At 42.5% G+C, this 17,892-nt stretch carries 15 protein-coding genes; 4 read left to right on the top strand and 11 right to left on the bottom strand.

Annotation, left to right across the window (positions count from 1 at the left end; genetic code table 11):
* Positions 1-5: 5 nt before the first annotated feature.
* From QN079_RS07130 to uvrB, 6 genes are all read right to left on the bottom strand, one after another.
* Positions 6-1,007 carry a gluconeogenesis factor YvcK family protein gene (locus QN079_RS07130; protein WP_010748165.1) on the bottom strand — a complete coding sequence of 334 codons (1,002 nt, stop codon included), beginning with the start codon at positions 1,005-1,007 and terminating at the stop codon, positions 6-8.
* Positions 1,004-1,894, bottom strand: coding sequence for an RNase adapter RapZ (gene rapZ, locus QN079_RS07125; protein WP_005225952.1), 891 nt, complete (start codon positions 1,892-1,894; stop codon positions 1,004-1,006). The genes QN079_RS07130 and rapZ overlap by 4 nt, the downstream gene beginning before the upstream one ends.
* Before the next feature lie 113 nt (positions 1,895-2,007).
* Entirely contained in the window at positions 2,008-2,718 is a 711-nt protein-coding gene (locus QN079_RS07120) for an amino acid racemase (protein ID WP_005225951.1), read from the bottom strand.
* 3 nt (positions 2,719-2,721) lie between these two features.
* Positions 2,722-3,975 (bottom strand): carboxylate--amine ligase, encoded by a 1,254-nt coding sequence (locus QN079_RS07115; RefSeq protein WP_289230592.1) that lies wholly within the window; start codon positions 3,973-3,975, stop codon positions 2,722-2,724.
* 308 nt (positions 3,976-4,283) lie between these two features.
* Positions 4,284-7,100: an excinuclease ABC subunit UvrA gene (gene uvrA, locus QN079_RS07110; RefSeq protein ID WP_289230591.1), complete on the bottom strand. Its 2,817-nt coding sequence runs from the start codon at positions 7,098-7,100 to the stop codon at positions 4,284-4,286.
* 13 nt (positions 7,101-7,113) lie between these two features.
* Positions 7,114-9,105: an excinuclease ABC subunit UvrB gene (gene uvrB / locus QN079_RS07105; protein WP_010748162.1), complete on the bottom strand. Its 1,992-nt coding sequence runs from the start codon at positions 9,103-9,105 to the stop codon at positions 7,114-7,116.
* A 270-nt stretch (positions 9,106-9,375) separates the two neighbouring features.
* Here uvrB and QN079_RS07100 point away from each other — a divergent pair, with 270 nt between their 5' ends.
* Together QN079_RS07100 and QN079_RS07095 are read left to right on the top strand one after the other, a co-directional pair.
* Positions 9,376-11,529 (top strand): amino acid ABC transporter substrate-binding protein/permease, encoded by a 2,154-nt coding sequence (locus QN079_RS07100; RefSeq protein ID WP_213356467.1) that lies wholly within the window; start codon positions 9,376-9,378, stop codon positions 11,527-11,529.
* 1 nt (position 11,530) lies between these two features.
* A complete protein-coding gene (locus QN079_RS07095) occupies positions 11,531-12,268 on the top strand; it encodes an amino acid ABC transporter ATP-binding protein (protein ID WP_289230590.1) in 738 nt (245 codons plus the stop codon).
* A gap of 48 nt (positions 12,269-12,316) precedes the next feature.
* Here the strand turns inward: QN079_RS07095 and QN079_RS07090 are convergent, their stop codons facing one another.
* On the bottom strand, positions 12,317-12,556 hold the full coding sequence (locus QN079_RS07090) for a hypothetical protein (protein WP_142967264.1): 240 nt from the start codon (positions 12,554-12,556) through the stop codon (positions 12,317-12,319).
* 388 nt (positions 12,557-12,944) lie between these two features.
* On the opposite strand from QN079_RS07090, the gene QN079_RS07085 reads away from it, so the two are divergent.
* Both QN079_RS07085 and QN079_RS07080 read left to right on the top strand, forming a co-directional pair.
* The gene (locus QN079_RS07085) at positions 12,945-13,484 is read left to right on the top strand and encodes a hypothetical protein (RefSeq protein WP_289230589.1); all 540 of its coding nucleotides are present in this window, start codon (positions 12,945-12,947) and stop codon (positions 13,482-13,484) included.
* A 105-nt stretch (positions 13,485-13,589) separates the two neighbouring features.
* Positions 13,590-14,345, top strand: a complete 756-nt coding sequence (locus tag QN079_RS07080; protein ID WP_289230588.1) for a Tat pathway signal sequence domain protein — start codon at positions 13,590-13,592, stop codon at positions 14,343-14,345.
* 96 nt (positions 14,346-14,441) lie between these two features.
* On the opposite strand, the gene QN079_RS07075 is transcribed toward QN079_RS07080, so the two are convergent.
* The 4 genes from QN079_RS07075 to QN079_RS07060 are packed head-to-tail and all read right to left on the bottom strand — an operon-like array spanning position 14,442 to position 17,657.
* Entirely contained in the window at positions 14,442-14,897 is a 456-nt protein-coding gene (locus tag QN079_RS07075) for an S-ribosylhomocysteine lyase (RefSeq protein ID WP_289230587.1), read from the bottom strand.
* A gap of 12 nt (positions 14,898-14,909) precedes the next feature.
* Entirely contained in the window at positions 14,910-15,554 is a 645-nt protein-coding gene (locus QN079_RS07070) for a class I SAM-dependent methyltransferase (RefSeq protein WP_213335694.1), read from the bottom strand.
* A gap of 2 nt (positions 15,555-15,556) precedes the next feature.
* The gene (locus tag QN079_RS07065; RefSeq protein WP_289230586.1) at positions 15,557-16,702 is read right to left on the bottom strand and encodes a cystathionine gamma-synthase; all 1,146 of its coding nucleotides are present in this window, start codon (positions 16,700-16,702) and stop codon (positions 15,557-15,559) included.
* Complete coding sequence (locus tag QN079_RS07060; protein ID WP_289230585.1) at positions 16,692-17,657, bottom strand: PLP-dependent cysteine synthase family protein; 966 nt, start codon at positions 17,655-17,657, stop codon at positions 16,692-16,694. Before QN079_RS07060 ends, QN079_RS07065 begins: the two co-directional genes overlap by 11 nt.
* Between the last annotated feature and the right edge of the window lie 235 nt (positions 17,658-17,892).

Genomic DNA, 17,892 nt, shown 5'->3' with positions numbered 1-17,892 from the left:
CTTTCTTAGATTTTGGCCCCGTAAACGATACGTAGAAGTTCTTCAATCACTTTATCTCCGTCATGAAAAACTCCGCCATCTCTAAGCTCCAGAAAGTCAGCTGAAATGACACGGCTGGCTTCTTCTCGCAGTCCTTGGAAATCGTGTTTCACTTGTACAAGATATTCATCATAAATCTCTGGGTCCATATACCCTTCTGGAACTTTCTCGGTGTTGACTAACACCGTATCAATAAAGGGTTTGCCTAAATGCTTATGCAGGACCCGCACATGGTCGGCATCACTAAAGTGTTCAGTTTCACCTTTTTGGGTCATGATATTACAAATATAAACCGTTTCAGCTTGTGTTTCCAACATTGCTTGGCCGATCTCGCTAATCATGAGATTGGGCAAAATACTAGTAAAGAGACTACCAGGACCCAAGACGATCATATCTGCCTCCATAATTGAAGAAACAACTTTACGAGCTGCTTTCGGCTCATCATTATTTTCTTGATTACGAACAAAGACCCGATCGATCGTTTTGCGATCAACCGCGATCTTGGACTCTCCTACCGCTTCGGTGCCGTCTTTAAAAACAGCGTGTAACACCAATGGCAGATCTGACGAAGGATAAACTCGTCCATCGATATGCATGATTTTTGACAAAATTTGAATGGCTTCATAGGTACTGCTGCGCATTTCAGCAATCGCCGCAATAATCAAGTTCCCCAGGGCATGATTGGCTAAAAATTTGTCTTCGGCTTTAAAACGGTATTGAAAAATATCATTATACAGTTGCGGCATATCAGATAGAGCCGCCAAAACATTGCGCAGATCCCCTGGTGGCGAGATAGAGGAAACCAAATTGCGAATTTCGCCGCTGCTACCGCCATCATCAGCGACCGTAACGATCGCTGTGATGTCGACACCCTGATTCCGCAAGCTCTTCAGGATGACTGGTAACCCAGTTCCGCCACCTACCACAACGATCTTCGGCTTTCTGATTCGGTACGTTTTCATTTTCATGAACGATTCACCGTCTCTTTACGCTTATCTTTGTCGCGATGAGTAATATTGACGCGATAGTCTTCTGCCAAAACCGCACCGATGCGCTCAGATAATGCAACGGAACGGTGTTGGCCCCCAGTACAGCCGATAGCCACCGTCAAGCTGCTTTTGCCTTCCTTGACATAGCCTGGCATGATCGTTTGCAACAGTGTACTAAATTGCTGATAGAATTCTTCCGTTTCTGGAAAAGACATGACGTACTCATACACGGGTTCATCTTTACCCGTTAAAGGACGCAACTCTGGAATGTAATGGGGATTCGGTAAGAAACGAACATCCATCACAATATCAGCATCGATCGGCAAGCCATACTTGAAGCCAAACGAAAGTATTTCAATACGAAACCCTGTCTCATGAGAAGCACGAAATTCTTGATTGATTTTTTCTCTCAGTTGCCGTGGGGTCAGGGTCGTTGTGTCAATAACAATACTGGCACGCGTCTTCAAATCGTTTAAGATCGCTCGCTCTTTGCGAATCCCTTCCGTAACTAAGCCATCCATCGCTAATGGATGTGCTCTTCTCGTTTCTTTGTATCTTGACACCAATTCATTGTCCGATGCATCTAAAAAGAGCATCCGTGTGTCGATAAAATTCGTGTTTTCAATATCGATCAGCATACTTTGGATTTCTTCAAAAAACGATCTTGAACGCAGATCGACAACTAAGGCAATTTTTGTCACTTTTCCTGATTCTTTGATCAGTTCCCAAAATTTAGGGATCAAGCTTGGGGGCATATTATCGATACAAAAGTACCCCATATCTTCAAAACTCTGGATCGCGACCGTTTTGCCGGCTCCGCTCATCCCAGTAATAATGACCAATTCTAAATGATCCACTTCAGTCATAGGTAAAACTCCTTTCTGAAACAACTCTATTATATCATGCCGGGCGTATCATTGGAACACTGGCATAAAAAAAGACGTTAGCTCAAAAAATGCCGCTAACGTCGCTATCAGCTTTAGATTGCTTGGCGATTTGCCAATGCTTTTTCGATCGTCCGATCAACTAAAATCGATTGGGCATCGACGACTGGATACGGATTATCAGTCACAAATTCATCCATCAAGGACAACTCGGTACATCCAAGCACTACGCTTTCACAGCCGATACGTTCGGTGACTTCTTCCAGTATCTCAAAGTAAAGTTCTTGATCCAAATGATCATTTTCTTTGATTCGATCATAGATCAATGTATTGACCTTTTTTTGGATCGTCGGCTCTGGAAGATAGACGTCAAGTCCGAACTTCCGCAATTCTTTCTCATAGATGCCGGCTTTGACACTGCCTTCTGTCCCAAGAAAGGCCACTTTTCCAGTGACGCCTTTTTCAAAAACGACTTTCGCAGCCTCACGAGGCATATGCAAAATCTCGATTTCAGTGGCAGCTTGCAGCTCATCAAAAAAATAATGGGCAGTGTTACAAGTCAACACAATAAAATTTGGCTTTAACAAATTTTGTTTTTCGATGTCGTCCATTAAATATGGAACAGGGTTTTCTAACGTGTTGTCTAAAATATATGCCGTCCGATCTGGGACTGTCGCATGATTGAATAAAACATAGTTCAAGTAATCTTGGTCTTTATGGGTCTGTGTCCGTCGGTTTAAAATGCGGACAAAACTTTCCGTCGCTAACGTTCCCATGCCGCCTAAAATACTAAAAAAATTCTCCATCTTCTAGCCTTCTTTCGTATGGAAATACGTTTTGAATCGTTTGTTGTACAGATGGAACATTCTCTTTAATAGAATCCAGCGCTTTAAAGATAAGTCTTCTTTGTAAAAGACAGTCGTTCCCCAGCGATTCTCTGCTAATAATTTTTTTGCGCGTTCTTTCGCAGGATTTTCTTTTGCATAAGTCAAGAAAATGTTTTTTGGTACCCCTAGCCATAATTTCGCTTCAGGCGCGTCAGCTTTGCCATAAACCGTTTCTGTGTAAGGTTTTTCGAAGACTAAATCCTCTGTGATGAACTTCGCCAGATTCAATCCGCTTAAGGTAATAAAGAAACTGCTTCTTCCTTGACGCAAGTTGATTTCAAATAATTTATATTGACCGTCTCGCGCATCATATTTCAAGTCAAAATTGGCAAACCCAACATATTCGATCTCTTTTAAAAACTTACGGATCATTTGATAGATTTGATCATTTTCATCTGGAATGATCGCGACATAATTCCCAACAGCTCCAGGGGTTGGATCCTCTAATAAAGGATGACCTAAACCCATCACGCGAACTTCGTGATTCTCATCAACATAGGCATTTAAGACCCGCATGTTGCTGTCATCGCCAGGAATAAAATCTTGGACGATCATTTCATATTGATAACCCGCTTGATAAATGCGAGAAACGATTTCTTCAAATTCTGTTCGATTGTCAATAATGAAGGCTTTTTTGCGCCCTTCAAAATCAACTGACAGCCACGCGACACTATTTGCTGGTTTCAAAGCCACAGGAAAATCAAAAGGCAGCTCTCCTTTGAACGTTCCTTCCGTCAACAGTTCAGGTGTTAAAATGAAGGTCTTAGGATAAGGCAAGCCATATTCCTCGCAAACTTCGTAAAAACTGACTTTATTGATCAACCGTTTTAATAGGGAATAGTCATTGGCCATAAAGGTATAATAAGGCTTCAATTCTTCTTTATGCTTCGCTAACAGTTCTGCATAGCCATCGCCGCAAGGAATCAATAAATATTTCATGGCAGGATCGTTGTAAGTATTTTTTCCTAACTTGATCAACGTCTCAGTGAATCCTGGATCATGGTCAAAACCTTCCACTTGATTGATTGTAACAATTTTACTAAAGCGGGTTGGCGCAAGTTCCGCACCAGCATAAGCAACTGATTGAATGCCATATGCTTCGTGGAATGCTCTGGCCATACCATAAACATTCATATCGCTTCCTAATAATATGGGAAGAAAATTTTCCTGACTCATCAAAAATCACTCTCTCTTTTGAATACGAAAAACGACCTCTCTCGTTTCGTTTAATTACAATAGAATTATAATACCACAAAGAAAAAAGCAATCAAAGTATCTATCTTTGATTGCTTTCTCCCACTTTGAACGGATAGAACTTATAGGCAGTTTATTCAATGCGAATATACGTATACCTATTGCTATTCTATCAAATAAAATTTTGATTTCAAGCCCTTATCATGAAATTTGCAGATATTTCACGCTTCCTTAAACTTTAGCGAAACCTATTGACAGACAAGTAAAAAAGTGAGTGCTCTTTTCCTTGCCTAAAGGACTTTTTTCAAATAATGACCGGTGTAGCTTTCAGAAACCGCAGCAATTTCTTCTGGTGTACCAGTTGCAATGATCGTTCCACCGCCTTCGCCACCTTCTGGACCTAGATCAATCACATGGTCCGCTGATTTGATGACATCCAAGTTGTGTTCGATCACTAAAACGGTATTGCCAGCGTCGACAAATCGTTCCAAAACTTTCAACAAACGGGCAATATCATCCGTATGCAGACCAGTCGTCGGTTCATCTAAGATATAAAAACTCTTGCCATTGGAATTTTTGTGCAGTTCACTGGCAAGCTTCATCCGTTGCGCTTCCCCACCAGACAAAGTAGTCGCTGGTTGTCCCATCGTGACATAACCTAGACCGACATCGACGATCGTTTGCAATTTTCGATGGATTTTAGGAATATGTTGGAAAAATTCCACTGCATCTTCCACGGTCATATCTAAGATTTCCGAAATATTTTTCCCTTTGTAATGAACTTCTAACGTTTCTGAGTTATAACGTTTGCCATGACAAACCTCACAAGGTACGTAGACATCAGGTAAGAAGTGCATCTCGATCTTGATGATTCCGTCCCCTTTACATGCTTCACAGCGTCCACCTTTCACATTAAAACTAAAGCGGCCTTTTTTGTAACCACGGACTTTCGCCTCATTGGTTTTAGCAAATAAATCGCGAATGTCATCAAAGACACTGGTATACGTTGCTGGATTGCTTCGAGGCGTCCGACCGATAGGGCTTTGATCAATATCGATCAATTTCTCAATCGCTTCATAACCAGTAATGGTTTTAAAGCGACCTGGCTTGTTCGAATTCCGATTGATTTTTTGCGCCAAGGCTTTTTTCAAAATTTCGTTGACTAATGTCGATTTACCAGAGCCAGAGACCCCAGTAACGGCGACGAACTTTCCTAATGGAAAATCGACCGAAATGTTTTTCAAGTTATTCTCAGAAGCACCGGTCACACGAATCTTTTCACCATTGCCTTTGCGGCGTTCCGTTGGTGTCGGGATTTGTCGTTTTCCTGATAAGTACTGACCTGTTAAGGAAGACGCATTGGCTGCGACTTCATCAGGAGTGCCTGCAGCGACGATCTCGCCACCTGCTTGTCCTGCACCTGGACCGACATCGATCAAGTAGTCCGCTGCCCGCATCGTGTCTTCGTCATGCTCAACGACGATCAGGGTATTCCCAAGATCACGCATTTTCCGCAATGAATCTAGTAAGCGATCGTTATCCCGTTGGTGAAGACCGATCGATGGCTCATCAAGAATGTAAAGCACCCCAGACAAATTGGAGCCGATTTGTGTTGCCAAACGAATCCGTTGCGCTTCCCCACCAGAGAGTGTGCCTGATGCACGACTCAAGGTCAAATAGTCCAATCCGACATTTTTCAAGAAGCTTAAACGATCATCAACTTCTTTCACGATCGGACGTGCGATCATTTGCTCTTGTTCCGATAGTTTCAATTCTTCGACAAAGTTCAACGCATTGTTGATTGCCATCTCGCTCATTTCACCAATGTGTTTTCCGTTGACTTGCACGCACAGCGCTTGAGGGTTCAAACGATAGCCATGACAAGTTTTACAAGTCAATTCCGTCATATACAAACGCATTTGATCACGGGTGAAATCAGAGTTGGTTTCATGATAACGGCGCTTAATATTTGGTAAGATTCCTTCAAAAGCTACCTCAACATCACGCACGCCACCGAAATCATTCTCATAATGGAAATGGAAAATTTCGCCATTCGAACCATTCAAAATAATGTCTTTGTGTTCTTCTGGCAGCTCTTCAAAGGGTGTGTCCATATCGATATTGAACTCTTGACAGGCTTGTTCCAGCATTTGCGGATAATACTGTGAACTGATTGGGTTCCAAGGTAATAGTGCGCCTTCACGCAACGTTTTGCTTTGATCGGGAATCACTAGGTCGACATCGACTTCTAGCTTCACACCAAGACCATCACAGTCTGGACAAGCACCAAAAGGCGCATTGAATGAAAAGAGCCGTGGCTCTAATTCACCAACTGTAAAGCCACAATACGGGCAAGAATAATGTTCACTGAAAAGCATCTCTTCTTGACCAATCACATCGACTACCGCATAGCCATCAGCTAAACGTAATGCCGCTTCAAAGGAATCAAACAGACGAGAACGGATGCCTTCCTTTACAACGATTCGGTCAATGATGATGGCAATATCATGCTTTTTATTTTTTTCTAATTCAGGCGCTTCTGAGACATCATAGACTTCGCCATCCACCCGCATCCGAACATAACCTTCTCTTTGGATACGTTCGAAGACTTTTTTGTGCTGCCCTTTCTTTTGATAAACGATAGGTGCCAACAATTGGATCTTGGTGCGTTCTGGTAATGCCAAAACTTCATCCACCATCTGCTCAACCGACTGACTAGTAATCTCAATATGATCATTGGGACAGATTGGGTGACCGATTCTGGCGTAAAGAAGCCGCAGATAATCATTGATTTCAGTAACCGTCCCCACTGTTGATCGCGGGTTCTTGCTGGTGGTTTTTTGATCGATAGAAATCGCTGGACTAAGTCCATCAATGCTATCTACGTCGGGTTTATCCATTTGCCCTAAAAACTGACGGGCATACGCCGATAGACTTTCGACATATCGGCGCTGTCCTTCGGCATACAACGTATCAAATGCTAAGGAGCTTTTCCCTGAACCCGAAAGACCAGTTACAACAACGAGCTGGTCTCTGGGAATCGTCACATCGATATTTTTTAAATTATGGGCCCGTGCCCCATGGATCACGATTTTATCATTTGCCATATTGTTTCTCCTTCTAATCAGCAGCTTTTAGCTCAAGAATAGTATCTCTCAAGGTAGCAGCCGTTTCAAAATCCAGTGCTTTCGCAGCATCTTTCATTTCTTTTTCTAATTTCAGCAACAAGGTTGCTTTTTCTTCACGACTCAATTCTTCATAAGAAGTCGTGGTGTATTCGCCAGTTTCTTCCGCCACTTTCGTGATTGCGATCAGATCGCGAATCTCTTTGATGATGGTTTTCGGTACGATTCCATGTTCTTCGTTATAAGCTTCTTGAATACTTCGGCGTCGCGCTGTTTCGTCGATCGCTCGCTGCATCGAATCGGTCATTTTATCGGCGTACATGATTACTTTTCCTTCTGAGTTACGAGCTGCTCGTCCGATCGTTTGGACTAATGAACGCTCGCTGCGCAAGAAGCCTTCCTTATCGGCATCAAGGATCGCAACCAGGGAAACTTCTGGGACGTCTAACCCTTCTCGCAGTAAGTTGATTCCGACCAGTACATCAAATTCACCGAGACGCAGGTCGCGAATGATCTCTGTTCGTTCCAATGTTTTGATGTCACTGTGCAAGTATTTGACTTTGATCCCTAATTCTTTAAAGTAATCCGTCAAATCTTCAGACATTTTTTTCGTCAAGGTCGTGACAAAGACCCGTTCATTTCGCTCGACTCGCTCATTGATTTCTCCTACGAGGTCGTCAATTTGACCCATGATCGGTCGTACTTCGATCACCGGATCTAACAGACCAGTCGGACGAATGATTTGTTGAATGACGGTATCGGTTTGATCGTATTCATATGGTCCAGGTGTTGCTGAAACATAGACGATTTGATTGACATGCTTCTCAAATTCTTCCAAGCGTAGCGGACGGTTATCCAGTGCAGAAGGCAAACGGAAGCCATAATCCACTAACATTTGTTTTCTAGCACGGTCACCATTATACATCCCACGAACTTGCGGCATGGTCACGTGGGATTCATCAATAACGATCAGAAAGTCATCAGGAAAGAAATCTAATAACGTATAAGGCGGTTCGCCTTCTTTTCGTCCATCCATGTGGCGAGAGTAGTTTTCGATCCCTGAGGTATACCCCATTTCTCGCATCATTTCAATATCATAGTTGGTTCGCTGCTCTAAACGCTGCGCTTCCAACAGCTTATTTTCTGCTCGCAAAACTTTCAGTCGTTCATCGAGTTCACTTTGGATCGAAGCGATCGCATGTTCCATATGGTCTTCATTGGTCACAAAGTGAGTTGCCGGAAAGATCGACACATGTTCGGTGTCACTCATGATCTCGCCCGTCAAGGCATCGACTTCACGAATCCGATCGATTTCATCGCCAAAAAACTCAATGCGTAACGCTCGCTCATCACGAGAAGCTGGGAAAATCTCCACAACATCGCCACGTACGCGAAAACGCCCCCGTTGAAAATCGATGTCGTTTCGTTCAAATTGGATCTCGATCAATTCTTTTAATAGTTGATCGCGAGACTTTTCCATCCCTACTCGTAAAGAAACAACCTGTCTGGCATACTCGATCGGCGAACCTAAACCGAAAATACAAGAGACAGAAGCTACAACGATCACATCGTTTCTCTCTAATAAAGAACTTGTTGCCGAGTGACGCAGCTTATCGATTTCATCGTTGACACTGGAGTCTTTCTCGATGTATGTATCACTGGAAGGAACATACGCTTCTGGTTGATAGTAATCATAGTAACTGACAAAGTACTCGACCGCATTATTTGGGAAAAAGTCCTTGAACTCGCCATATAATTGTCCAGCCAGTGTTTTATTATGGGCAATGATCAATGTCGGTTTATTGACTTCCTTAATTAGATTAGAAATCGTATAAGTCTTACCGGTCCCAGTGGCTCCCAACAAAATCTGTGCTTTTTTTCCACCGACCACCCCGTCAACCAATTGATGGATCGCTTCTGGTTGATCCCCAGCTGGTTGATATTTTGATACTAAGTCAAATTCATGGGAAGTTGTTCTTTCGATCATCTTCATTCCCCCTCGATTATTCTAAACGACAACAAAAAAAGAAAAACTCGCTGCCGCTTTTCCATAAATAAGTATATCATAGCGAACATACTTTCGCCATCATTTGCTATGAAAGTTTCATGCGATTAAGCATAACTTAACATGTTTGATTTTCTAACATCTGATGTGAGGTTTAAGCAATTTTGTCATATTTTTAAAGAGAAAGACTTGTGTGTTGAAGAAAAAATCCATATAATCTATAAATACGTTATATCTAAAGGGGGAATTTTCTTGAAAAGAAAACACATGTCCTTCGCTTTAATCGCGCTGATTATCAGCATTTTTACGCTATCAGTAAAGTCAGCAAGTGCGGAGGAAACTACGTATAAGATAGGAACAGATTTAACATTTGCTCCTTTCGAATTCAAGAATGAAAATAATGAATATGTAGGGATCGATATAGATTTATTAAACGCGATCGCTGAAGATCAAGGTTTTGCAGTTGATTTACGTCCACTCGGTTTTGATCCTTCCATCCAAGGTGTTTTGTCCAATCAGTTGGACGGAATGATTGCTGGAATGAGTATCACAGAAGAGCGTAAAGAGAACTTTGATTTCTCAGATCCTTATTTTGATAGTGGGATTCAAATGGCGGTAGCTGCTGACAATGACAGCATTACTAGCTACGAAGATCTTGAGGGCGAAACGGTCGGTGCAAAGGTTGGTACCGAAAGTGCCCGCTTTTTAGAAGAAAATAAAGACCAATATGGCTACGACATCAAACTTTATGATGACGCTACTGGGTTGTATGGCGCTGTACGCAATGGTACTGTGGCAGCCGCTTTTGATGATTATCCAGTGCTTGGCTATGCCATCAACAACGGCGAACCGATGAAACTTGTCGGCGAACCTGAAAAAGGTGCTTCTTACGGATTCGCTGTCAGAAAAGGCCAAAATCAAGAACTACTTGAAAAATTCAATGCTGGTTTAGCCAACATGAAAGCTTCTGGCAAATACGACGAAATCGTCAATACTTACATCACAACGTCTGATTCAGATGCAGACACCAGTGAAATGGTGAAAGTCGAACCAAAGAAAGATGTTTACCGAATTGCCAGTGACTCCGCCTTCGCTCCATTTGAATTCCAAAATGAAGACAATGAATATGTAGGGATCGATGTGGATTTAATGAATCGGGCGGCAGAATTGCAAGGGTTCAACATTGAATTCAATTTCATCGGTTTTTCAGGAGCTTTGCAAGCCTTGGATGGTAACCAAGCAGATGGGATGATCGCTGGGATGACGATCACTGATGAGCGTCGTCAATCCTATGACTTCTCTGACTCTTACTTTGAAAGCGGCATTCAGATCGCTGTAAAAGAAGGCAATGATTCCATCAATTCCTATGAAGATTTAGATGGAAAAACCGTTGGTGCGAAAGTGGGAACAGAAAGTGCAGACTTCTTAATCGCCAACGAAGAAAAATATGGCTATTCGATCAAATATTATGATGCAGCCGATCAATTATATGCGGCGGTTAACGGCGGACAAATCGATGCCATGATGGATGATTATCCAGTAATCGGTTATGCCATCAGCCAAGGTCAAAAACTAGTGACACCGATTGAAAAAGAATCTGGCGGTCAGTACGGTTTTGCGGTGAAAAAAGGCCAAAATCCTGAACTGATCCAAATGTTCAATGAAGCATTGAAAGAAATGAAACGGACTGGCGAGTACGATCAAATCATCAATAAATACATTGAAGATGGCTCTGCCACAGAAAAACGAGTGGATGAATCAACGATCACTGGTTTGATCAGCAACAACTATAACGTCTTATTAAAAGGTTTATGGAATACCCTTTTACTAGCATTGATTTCTTTTGCCTTAGCATTAGTGATCGGCATCATTTTTGGACTATTTAGTGTTGCTCCAATCAAAGCATTGCGGGTTTTTGCAGGGATCTATGTTGATATCATTCGTGGTATTCCTATGATGGTATTGGCTTTCTTCATCTTCTTCGGACTTTCCGATGCCATTGGTATCACGATTCCCGACTTTGCAGCCGGGGTCATTACATTGACTTTAAATGCCAGTGCCTATATCGCTGAGATCGTCCGTGGCGGGATCAATGCGGTGCCAAAAGGTCAGATGGAAGCCTCTCGTAGTTTGGGGATGACCTACACTCGGACAATGCAGAAAATCATTTTACCGCAAGCGATCAAAATCATGATTCCATCTTTCGTTAACCAATTCGTTATCTCGTTGAAAGATACAACGATCATCTCGGTTATCGGAGTCGTAGAATTATTGCAAACTGGGAAAATCATCGTTGCTCGGACTACGCAAAGTACCTATGTTTACTTGATCATCGCGATTATTTACTTAGTCGTGATCACAGCTTTAACGAAACTTGCAAAAGTTTTAGAAAAGAAGGTGAAATAGCATGAAAGAAAAAATCTTAGTTGAAAATCTTGTAAAAAAATACGGCGACAATACCGTATTGAACAATATCAATGTTTCAATCGCTGAAGGAGAAGTCGTTTGTGTGATCGGTCCTTCAGGATCTGGGAAATCGACGTTCTTACGCTGTTTGAACCGCTTAGAAGAACCAACCAGCGGCGATATTATCGTTGACGGCGCACATCTGATGGATAAAAACATCAATATCAATGCTGTTCGTCAACATATCGGCATGGTGTTTCAGCATTTCAATCTCTTCCCTCACTTGTCGGTTTTAGAAAATATCATTTTAGCACCGATGGATCTAAAAAATGCTTCTCGGCAAGAAGCGGAAAAGAACGCAATTCGTTTATTAGAAACGGTCGGTTTGGCAGATAAAAAAGACATGTACCCTGACAATCTGTCTGGAGGACAAAAACAACGGGTGGCGATCGCTAGAGCTTTAGCAATGAATCCTGATGTGATGTTGTTCGATGAACCAACCTCCGCACTCGATCCAGAAATGGTTGGCGATGTCCTCAATGTTATGAAGGATTTGGCAAAACAAGGAATGACCATGGTGATCGTAACTCACGAGATGGGGTTTGCCAAAGAAGTAGCAAACCGCGTGATGTTTATTGACGGCGGGAACTTCTTGGAAGACGGTACCCCTGAGCAAATCTTTACCAATCCTAAGCATGAGCGTACCAAAGACTTCTTAGACAAAGTATTGAATATTTAAAAAAGCCTCTGCAACAGTCCGACGAAGGAACTGTTGCAGAGGTTTTCTTTATTGTTTGTTCCGTTTCGTTTCATCTGCGATCCGCTTTTGATTTTCCCCCAAAAACACTTTTGTATCGATGGGGTTTGCTTTGTTCGCCCCGCCGATGCCAGTATCAACCATTTTCCCCCAGCCCTTCAACGGCTCTTTCCCCGCTGCACGAAGCTTGGCATTTTTTAACCGTAATGCCTGTTTTTTTACTTCTTTTTTCGCTTGATGTTTTGCTTGCCAGTCCCTTAAGATCTTCATTCCCTCTTCCTCTCTTTTCTATTAAAACAATGCCACATTCAAATGCTCGAAAACCTTACCAACGATCTGTTTGCATCAAATGCCCTTTGCCACTGAAGCCGTATTTTTTTATCTTGTAGTTGACTATAGTATATCACGTGAATTTCATGATCATCAGGAATAGAGACTAAATTTTATTAAAACTATGAAATGCATTTTGAAATCGAGTAGTCAGATCAGGAGTGGCATGTTACACTTATTAAACAACACTCCCTCCATAACTGCATAAGCTGTATAAATACATTGATTCTTTTGTTTAAACATCGGTTAGAACCCTTCTTATAAAAAACCAACCTTAAAATAACAACAAAAGAAAAATGCAGAAAATTACTTTGGAGGCATACATCTTATGAAAACCATCTGTTTCTTTCCCTTATTGATTTTCCTTTCCTTATCACTCACTGGCTGTACCCTGATTGACGAACTCCTGGATGAAACGCGACAAAGCAGTTCGTCATTAGAAACAGCGGTGACGTCTCAATCATTGTCAATGGATTCGGGAGCTAACAGCTCTTCCTCTACTGAAAAGCAATCAACGTCTACTACAATTGACATAAGCAGCTCTTCTGACAGCCTTGATCAACAGTCAGTAAGTACCGAAGAATCCACCTCTCACTTCTCCTATTGCGAGCAATTGCAGATTGGATTGCCACGACGTTGGAATAGAACCGTCACCAAAGATTTGCTCCACCAATTGCAAGAAGGAATGTCCTGCGATCAAGTATTAGAGATCATGGGTGGACTGCCTTCTTGGCGACTAGCGATTCTAGGCGTTGAATCCAATGCCTGGATCAATCAAGAGGGCGAAGCGATCATCGTTACCCTTTCCAATCGAACCGTTACTGGCGTTACCTGGCATGATCAGTTTTCTGAATCAGAAATTGAGTAATCCATTAAGCGACCTCTCGTAACTAAGATTGGCAAAATGCGTCATGAAATTCAAACACCTCTATTATCATGAGTCGTCTAAAAAACTTAGGAGTTGAAGGATAAAATGAAACTGAATCGTCCTATGAAAAAAATCCGGGAGCATCGCAGAAGAAGTCTTTTTCTTTGTTTGGGCATTAGTTGTTTTTTACTCGGAGCTGTCCTCTTCTACAGCGAAAATCAGCCAGCAGCTGCCTACGAGCAGTTTTTAGAGATCGATTACTTAACTGCTTTACTGGAAGAAAGACCTTCCCCTGAATCCATCAGCGATCTCGGCCTCGCTCTCATCAAACGTAGTGATCGGGTAAATCAAGAGCGCAGTGCCATTAACCGAAAGCGGCGCCGCGAAAATGTGATCGTCACGGAAGAGACTAGAAAAGTTTTTTCTCCCGATCAAGGAGCAATGGTTGATGAAGTAAGAAAAGTAACCACTCGTTTGCCTGATTCAGCCATTGATTTGTTATCACCGATGGCTGACAGCAGCGCTCTCGAGACAAAAAGAGTTCCTTTAGGTTCAAGGGACAAACTGTCCAAAATCAGCTTTGATTTTGACTCCGATAACGCGGGAAATGAACATTTATCTAGAATCGCATTGGTTGATGTCCCAGAATTTTTCGGTATTGATTTCTCACAATTCGGGAAAGAGGATGATATTGAGGAGATCAAAGAGACATTGATCGAACAGTATGGTTTAAATGCTCACATCAGAGACGTTAGCGCCATTCGGAGACTTTTCTTTGTTCATGAAGGATTTGAGTTTTACATTAGTCAAAGCTATAATCCAAACGGAGTCGGCATCACCGTCCAAGCAGTAGAACCATAAACAAAAAAATAGTGAATCCCCGTCTCTTTGCGGGTTTAACAAAAAAGGCGTCTGCGAATCCAAACGCAGGCACCTTTTTTCTACTTCTATTTTTATTTAGGCAAAAACGGTCGACCAATTGTCACGTTCATCAAGAAATTCTTGCGCTAATTTTTGCGCACCCTCTAAGGTATGGTTCGCCGCCCAACCGCATTGCACTTCATTGCTGGCAGGTACTTCAGTTGCTTGCAAAACGTCCTTCATGGTTTTTTCTAGGACGGTCAAAATCTCTTCATAATCGTCATGATTCAAGACAGTCAAATAAAAGCCGGTTTGGCAGCCCATTGGCGACCAGTCCACGATATAATCCGCATGATTACGAATCAATTCTGCCGTCAAATGTTCTAGCGAGTGCAGACTTGCCATATCCATATGCGCTTGGTTCGGCTGCTTCAAACGGACATCATATTTGATGATGGTATCATTCGTTCCTTGTTTTTTATCGGCAACCCGTACATAAGGTGATTTGACTTTCGTATGATCCAAATTAAAGCTTTCAACATTCATTTTCATTGTACTTCTCTCCTACTCTTTTTGTGCTTCCACAAGCCAAACATACTCATTGATCTGCTTAAAACGACTGGTAAACCCATGCTGACGAAAGTATCGTTCGATATCCGCTATAACTGGATAGTACTCTCTTTGCAGATCAGCGGCTAGTCGCTGGTGACCAGCTTGCCGTACTTCATCGATTCGTTCCATTTTGTGGGCTAGAGAAAGAAACATCGTATCCCCGAAAAGCACTTTACCGCCTTTGGGCAGCATCGCAGCATATTTGCCGATTGCCCGTTGTTTTTCGTCCTCCGTAAGATGATGAAAAACATAGGTAGAAACGATCGTATCAATCACATCCGTGATCTCAGGAAAAACCTCCATATCACCATCTACAAAAGTCACTTTAGAAAGACTGGGTTTTGACTTGGCGATTCGCCGCATCTCTGGCGATGGCTCGATCGCCAGCACGTTTTTTCCTTGATCAAGCAGAGCTTGTGTTAGATTTCCAGTTCCACTACCAAATTCTACCACAGACTGCCCTGCTTTTTCAGCAATTTCAGCGAGTAACTGTTCATATTTGAAAAAAACCGCTCGATATTCTTCATCCTTACCTGCAACTGTTTCATCGTACTCAGCTGCCCAGTCAGAAAAAATTGGAATAAACTCTCTCCCCATCACTAGCTACCTGCCTTTTCAAACGCTTGCTCTAAATCTGCCTGCAGATCCTCACCGTCTTCGATGCCGACCGACAACCGAATCAAGCCATCTTTGATCCCAGATTGCTCACGAATTTCTTTAGGGATCGAGGCATGGGTCATCACAGCTGGCACTTCTACCAAGCTTTCCACGCCACCTAAGCTTTCTGCTAAAGTAAAAATCTTTAATGATTCAACAAATTCTGCTGTTTTCGATTCATCGTTTAGTTCAAAAGATATCATACCGCTATACCCAGACATCTGTGATTTGGCGATCTCATGTCCTTCATGGGCAATCAAGCCTGGATAATACACGTTTGCGACAGCTGGATGTGCTTGTAAGTAGTGAGCAATTTTCATCGCGTTGTTTTGATGTGCTTCCATCCGCAAAGCAAGAGTTTTGATGCTTCGTTGAATCAACCAGCTATCATGAGGCCCCAATACACCACCAATGGCGTTTTGTAAAAAAGCAATTCTTTCGGCGATTTTTGGCTCTTTGGCAACCGCTAACCCAGCTACTACATCACTGTGTCCACCGAGATACTTGGTAGCACTGTGAATCACAATATCTGCGCCTAATTGTAGCGGCTTTTGAAAGTAAGGGGTCGCAAAGGTATTATCCACGATCGTCAAAATGTCCTGTTTTTTAGCTAGTTGGGCAACGATTGCGATGTCCGTGATCTTCAATAATGGATTAGTCGGCGTTTCCAGAAAGATCGCTTTGGTTTCTGGAAGGATGGCTGCTTCAACGGCAGCTAGCTCATTTGTTTTGACAAGTGTATAAGACAATCCGCTTTTTTCTAATACTTGATGGAGCAAACGAAACGTCCCGCCATATACATCATCCCCTAAAATGACATGATCTCCAGTCTGAAACAGCGAGAAGACCGCATGGGTGGCTGCTAATCCAGAGGCAAAAGCAAACCCTTGGGCACCTTCTTCCAGATTCGCAATCAATTCTTCTAAGGCAAATCGAGTTGGATTGCCTGAACGACTGTATTCATATTGCTTTGGCTGACCAAGAGCATTTTGCCGATAGGTTGATGTTTGGTAAATTGGCACACTGACAGCACCAGTCATTTCGTCTTCGCTGATACCGCCGTGGATTACTTTTGTATTAAAATGCATGGTTTGCTCCTCCTATGAATGGGGTGATTGATGATTCACCCGCATAAATCTGTTTTGATAGATAGCGATCGCCTCCATCTGGAAAGACGGTAACGATCGAGCTTCCAGTTGGTAATTCGAGGCTTTCTTTTACTGCTGCTGCCATCGCCGCTCCACTTGAACTTCCAACAAGTAAACCATAGTTTCTTGCCAAGTAACGAGTAAAAGCAAAGCCTTCCGCATCACTGATCGTATAAATTTGATCAATAAGCAAATCGTCAAAAAATTGTGGAATGAACTCAACACCGATCCCTTCAATCTCATGTCCATGGGCAGGCCAGCCATTTAAGATCGATCCTTCTGGTTCAACGACAGCAAGTCGAGTGCTTGATTTTTGCTTCTTTAAGTATGTTGCGACACCCGCGAAGGTCCCCCCGCTGCCAGCTCCAGCAACAAAGCTGTCAATTTTTCCAGATAACTCCTGAAAGATCTCTGGGCCTAAGGTTGCTTGGTAGGCTGCAGGATTGTTTTGATTGTGAAATTGCATTGGCATATAACTATTTGGTAGCTGTTTTGCTATTTCCTTTGCTTTTTCAATAGCCCCTTGAATGCCTGCTTCAGTGGGCGTATGAACGATGGTCCCGCCCAACGCTTCAATCAGTTGCTGCTTTTCAAGGCTAAATTTTTCAGGAATGACAAAAATCATTTTTAAGCCATACTCGATTCCAGCTAAAGCTAAACCAATTCCAGTATTTCCCGCTGTCGGTTCGATAACGGTTGTCTCATGATCGATCACATGCTCGCGAAACGCTTCATCGATCAAATACTTTCCTAAGCGGTCCTTGATACTTCCACCAGGATTTAAATACTCAAGTTTCGCATAGATGGTACTTCCCTTTTTGCCGCCAAATGCTGCGGCATCAAATTCAAAGAATGGGGCGTGCCCAATCAATGCTTTTATATTATTAACGATCATCGCTCGACTCCTCGCTCAACTTTGTTTGGCACAACTCGTATGCTTCATGTACTCATTTTCATTTGCAATCATCAGCCGTCGCCAATGAAAGCGGTAAAAAACAGCAAACAAAAAGGGGTACTGACTATTACATCAGTACCCCAAAAAAATGTCGTCTTATCCGGATAGAAGTGAATCACTAAAGAAACTTCAGCGATCTTCTGCGACAAAGGAACTAATAATAGGCATGACAAAT

The sequence above is a fragment of the Enterococcus sp. FZMF genome (genome assembly GCF_030263915.1).
GTDB classification, from domain to species: Bacteria; Bacillota; Bacilli; order Lactobacillales; family Enterococcaceae; genus Enterococcus_D; species Enterococcus_D casseliflavus.
The sequence above is the reverse complement of the archived record's forward strand: the minus strand, read 5'-3'. Positions and strand labels throughout refer to the sequence as shown.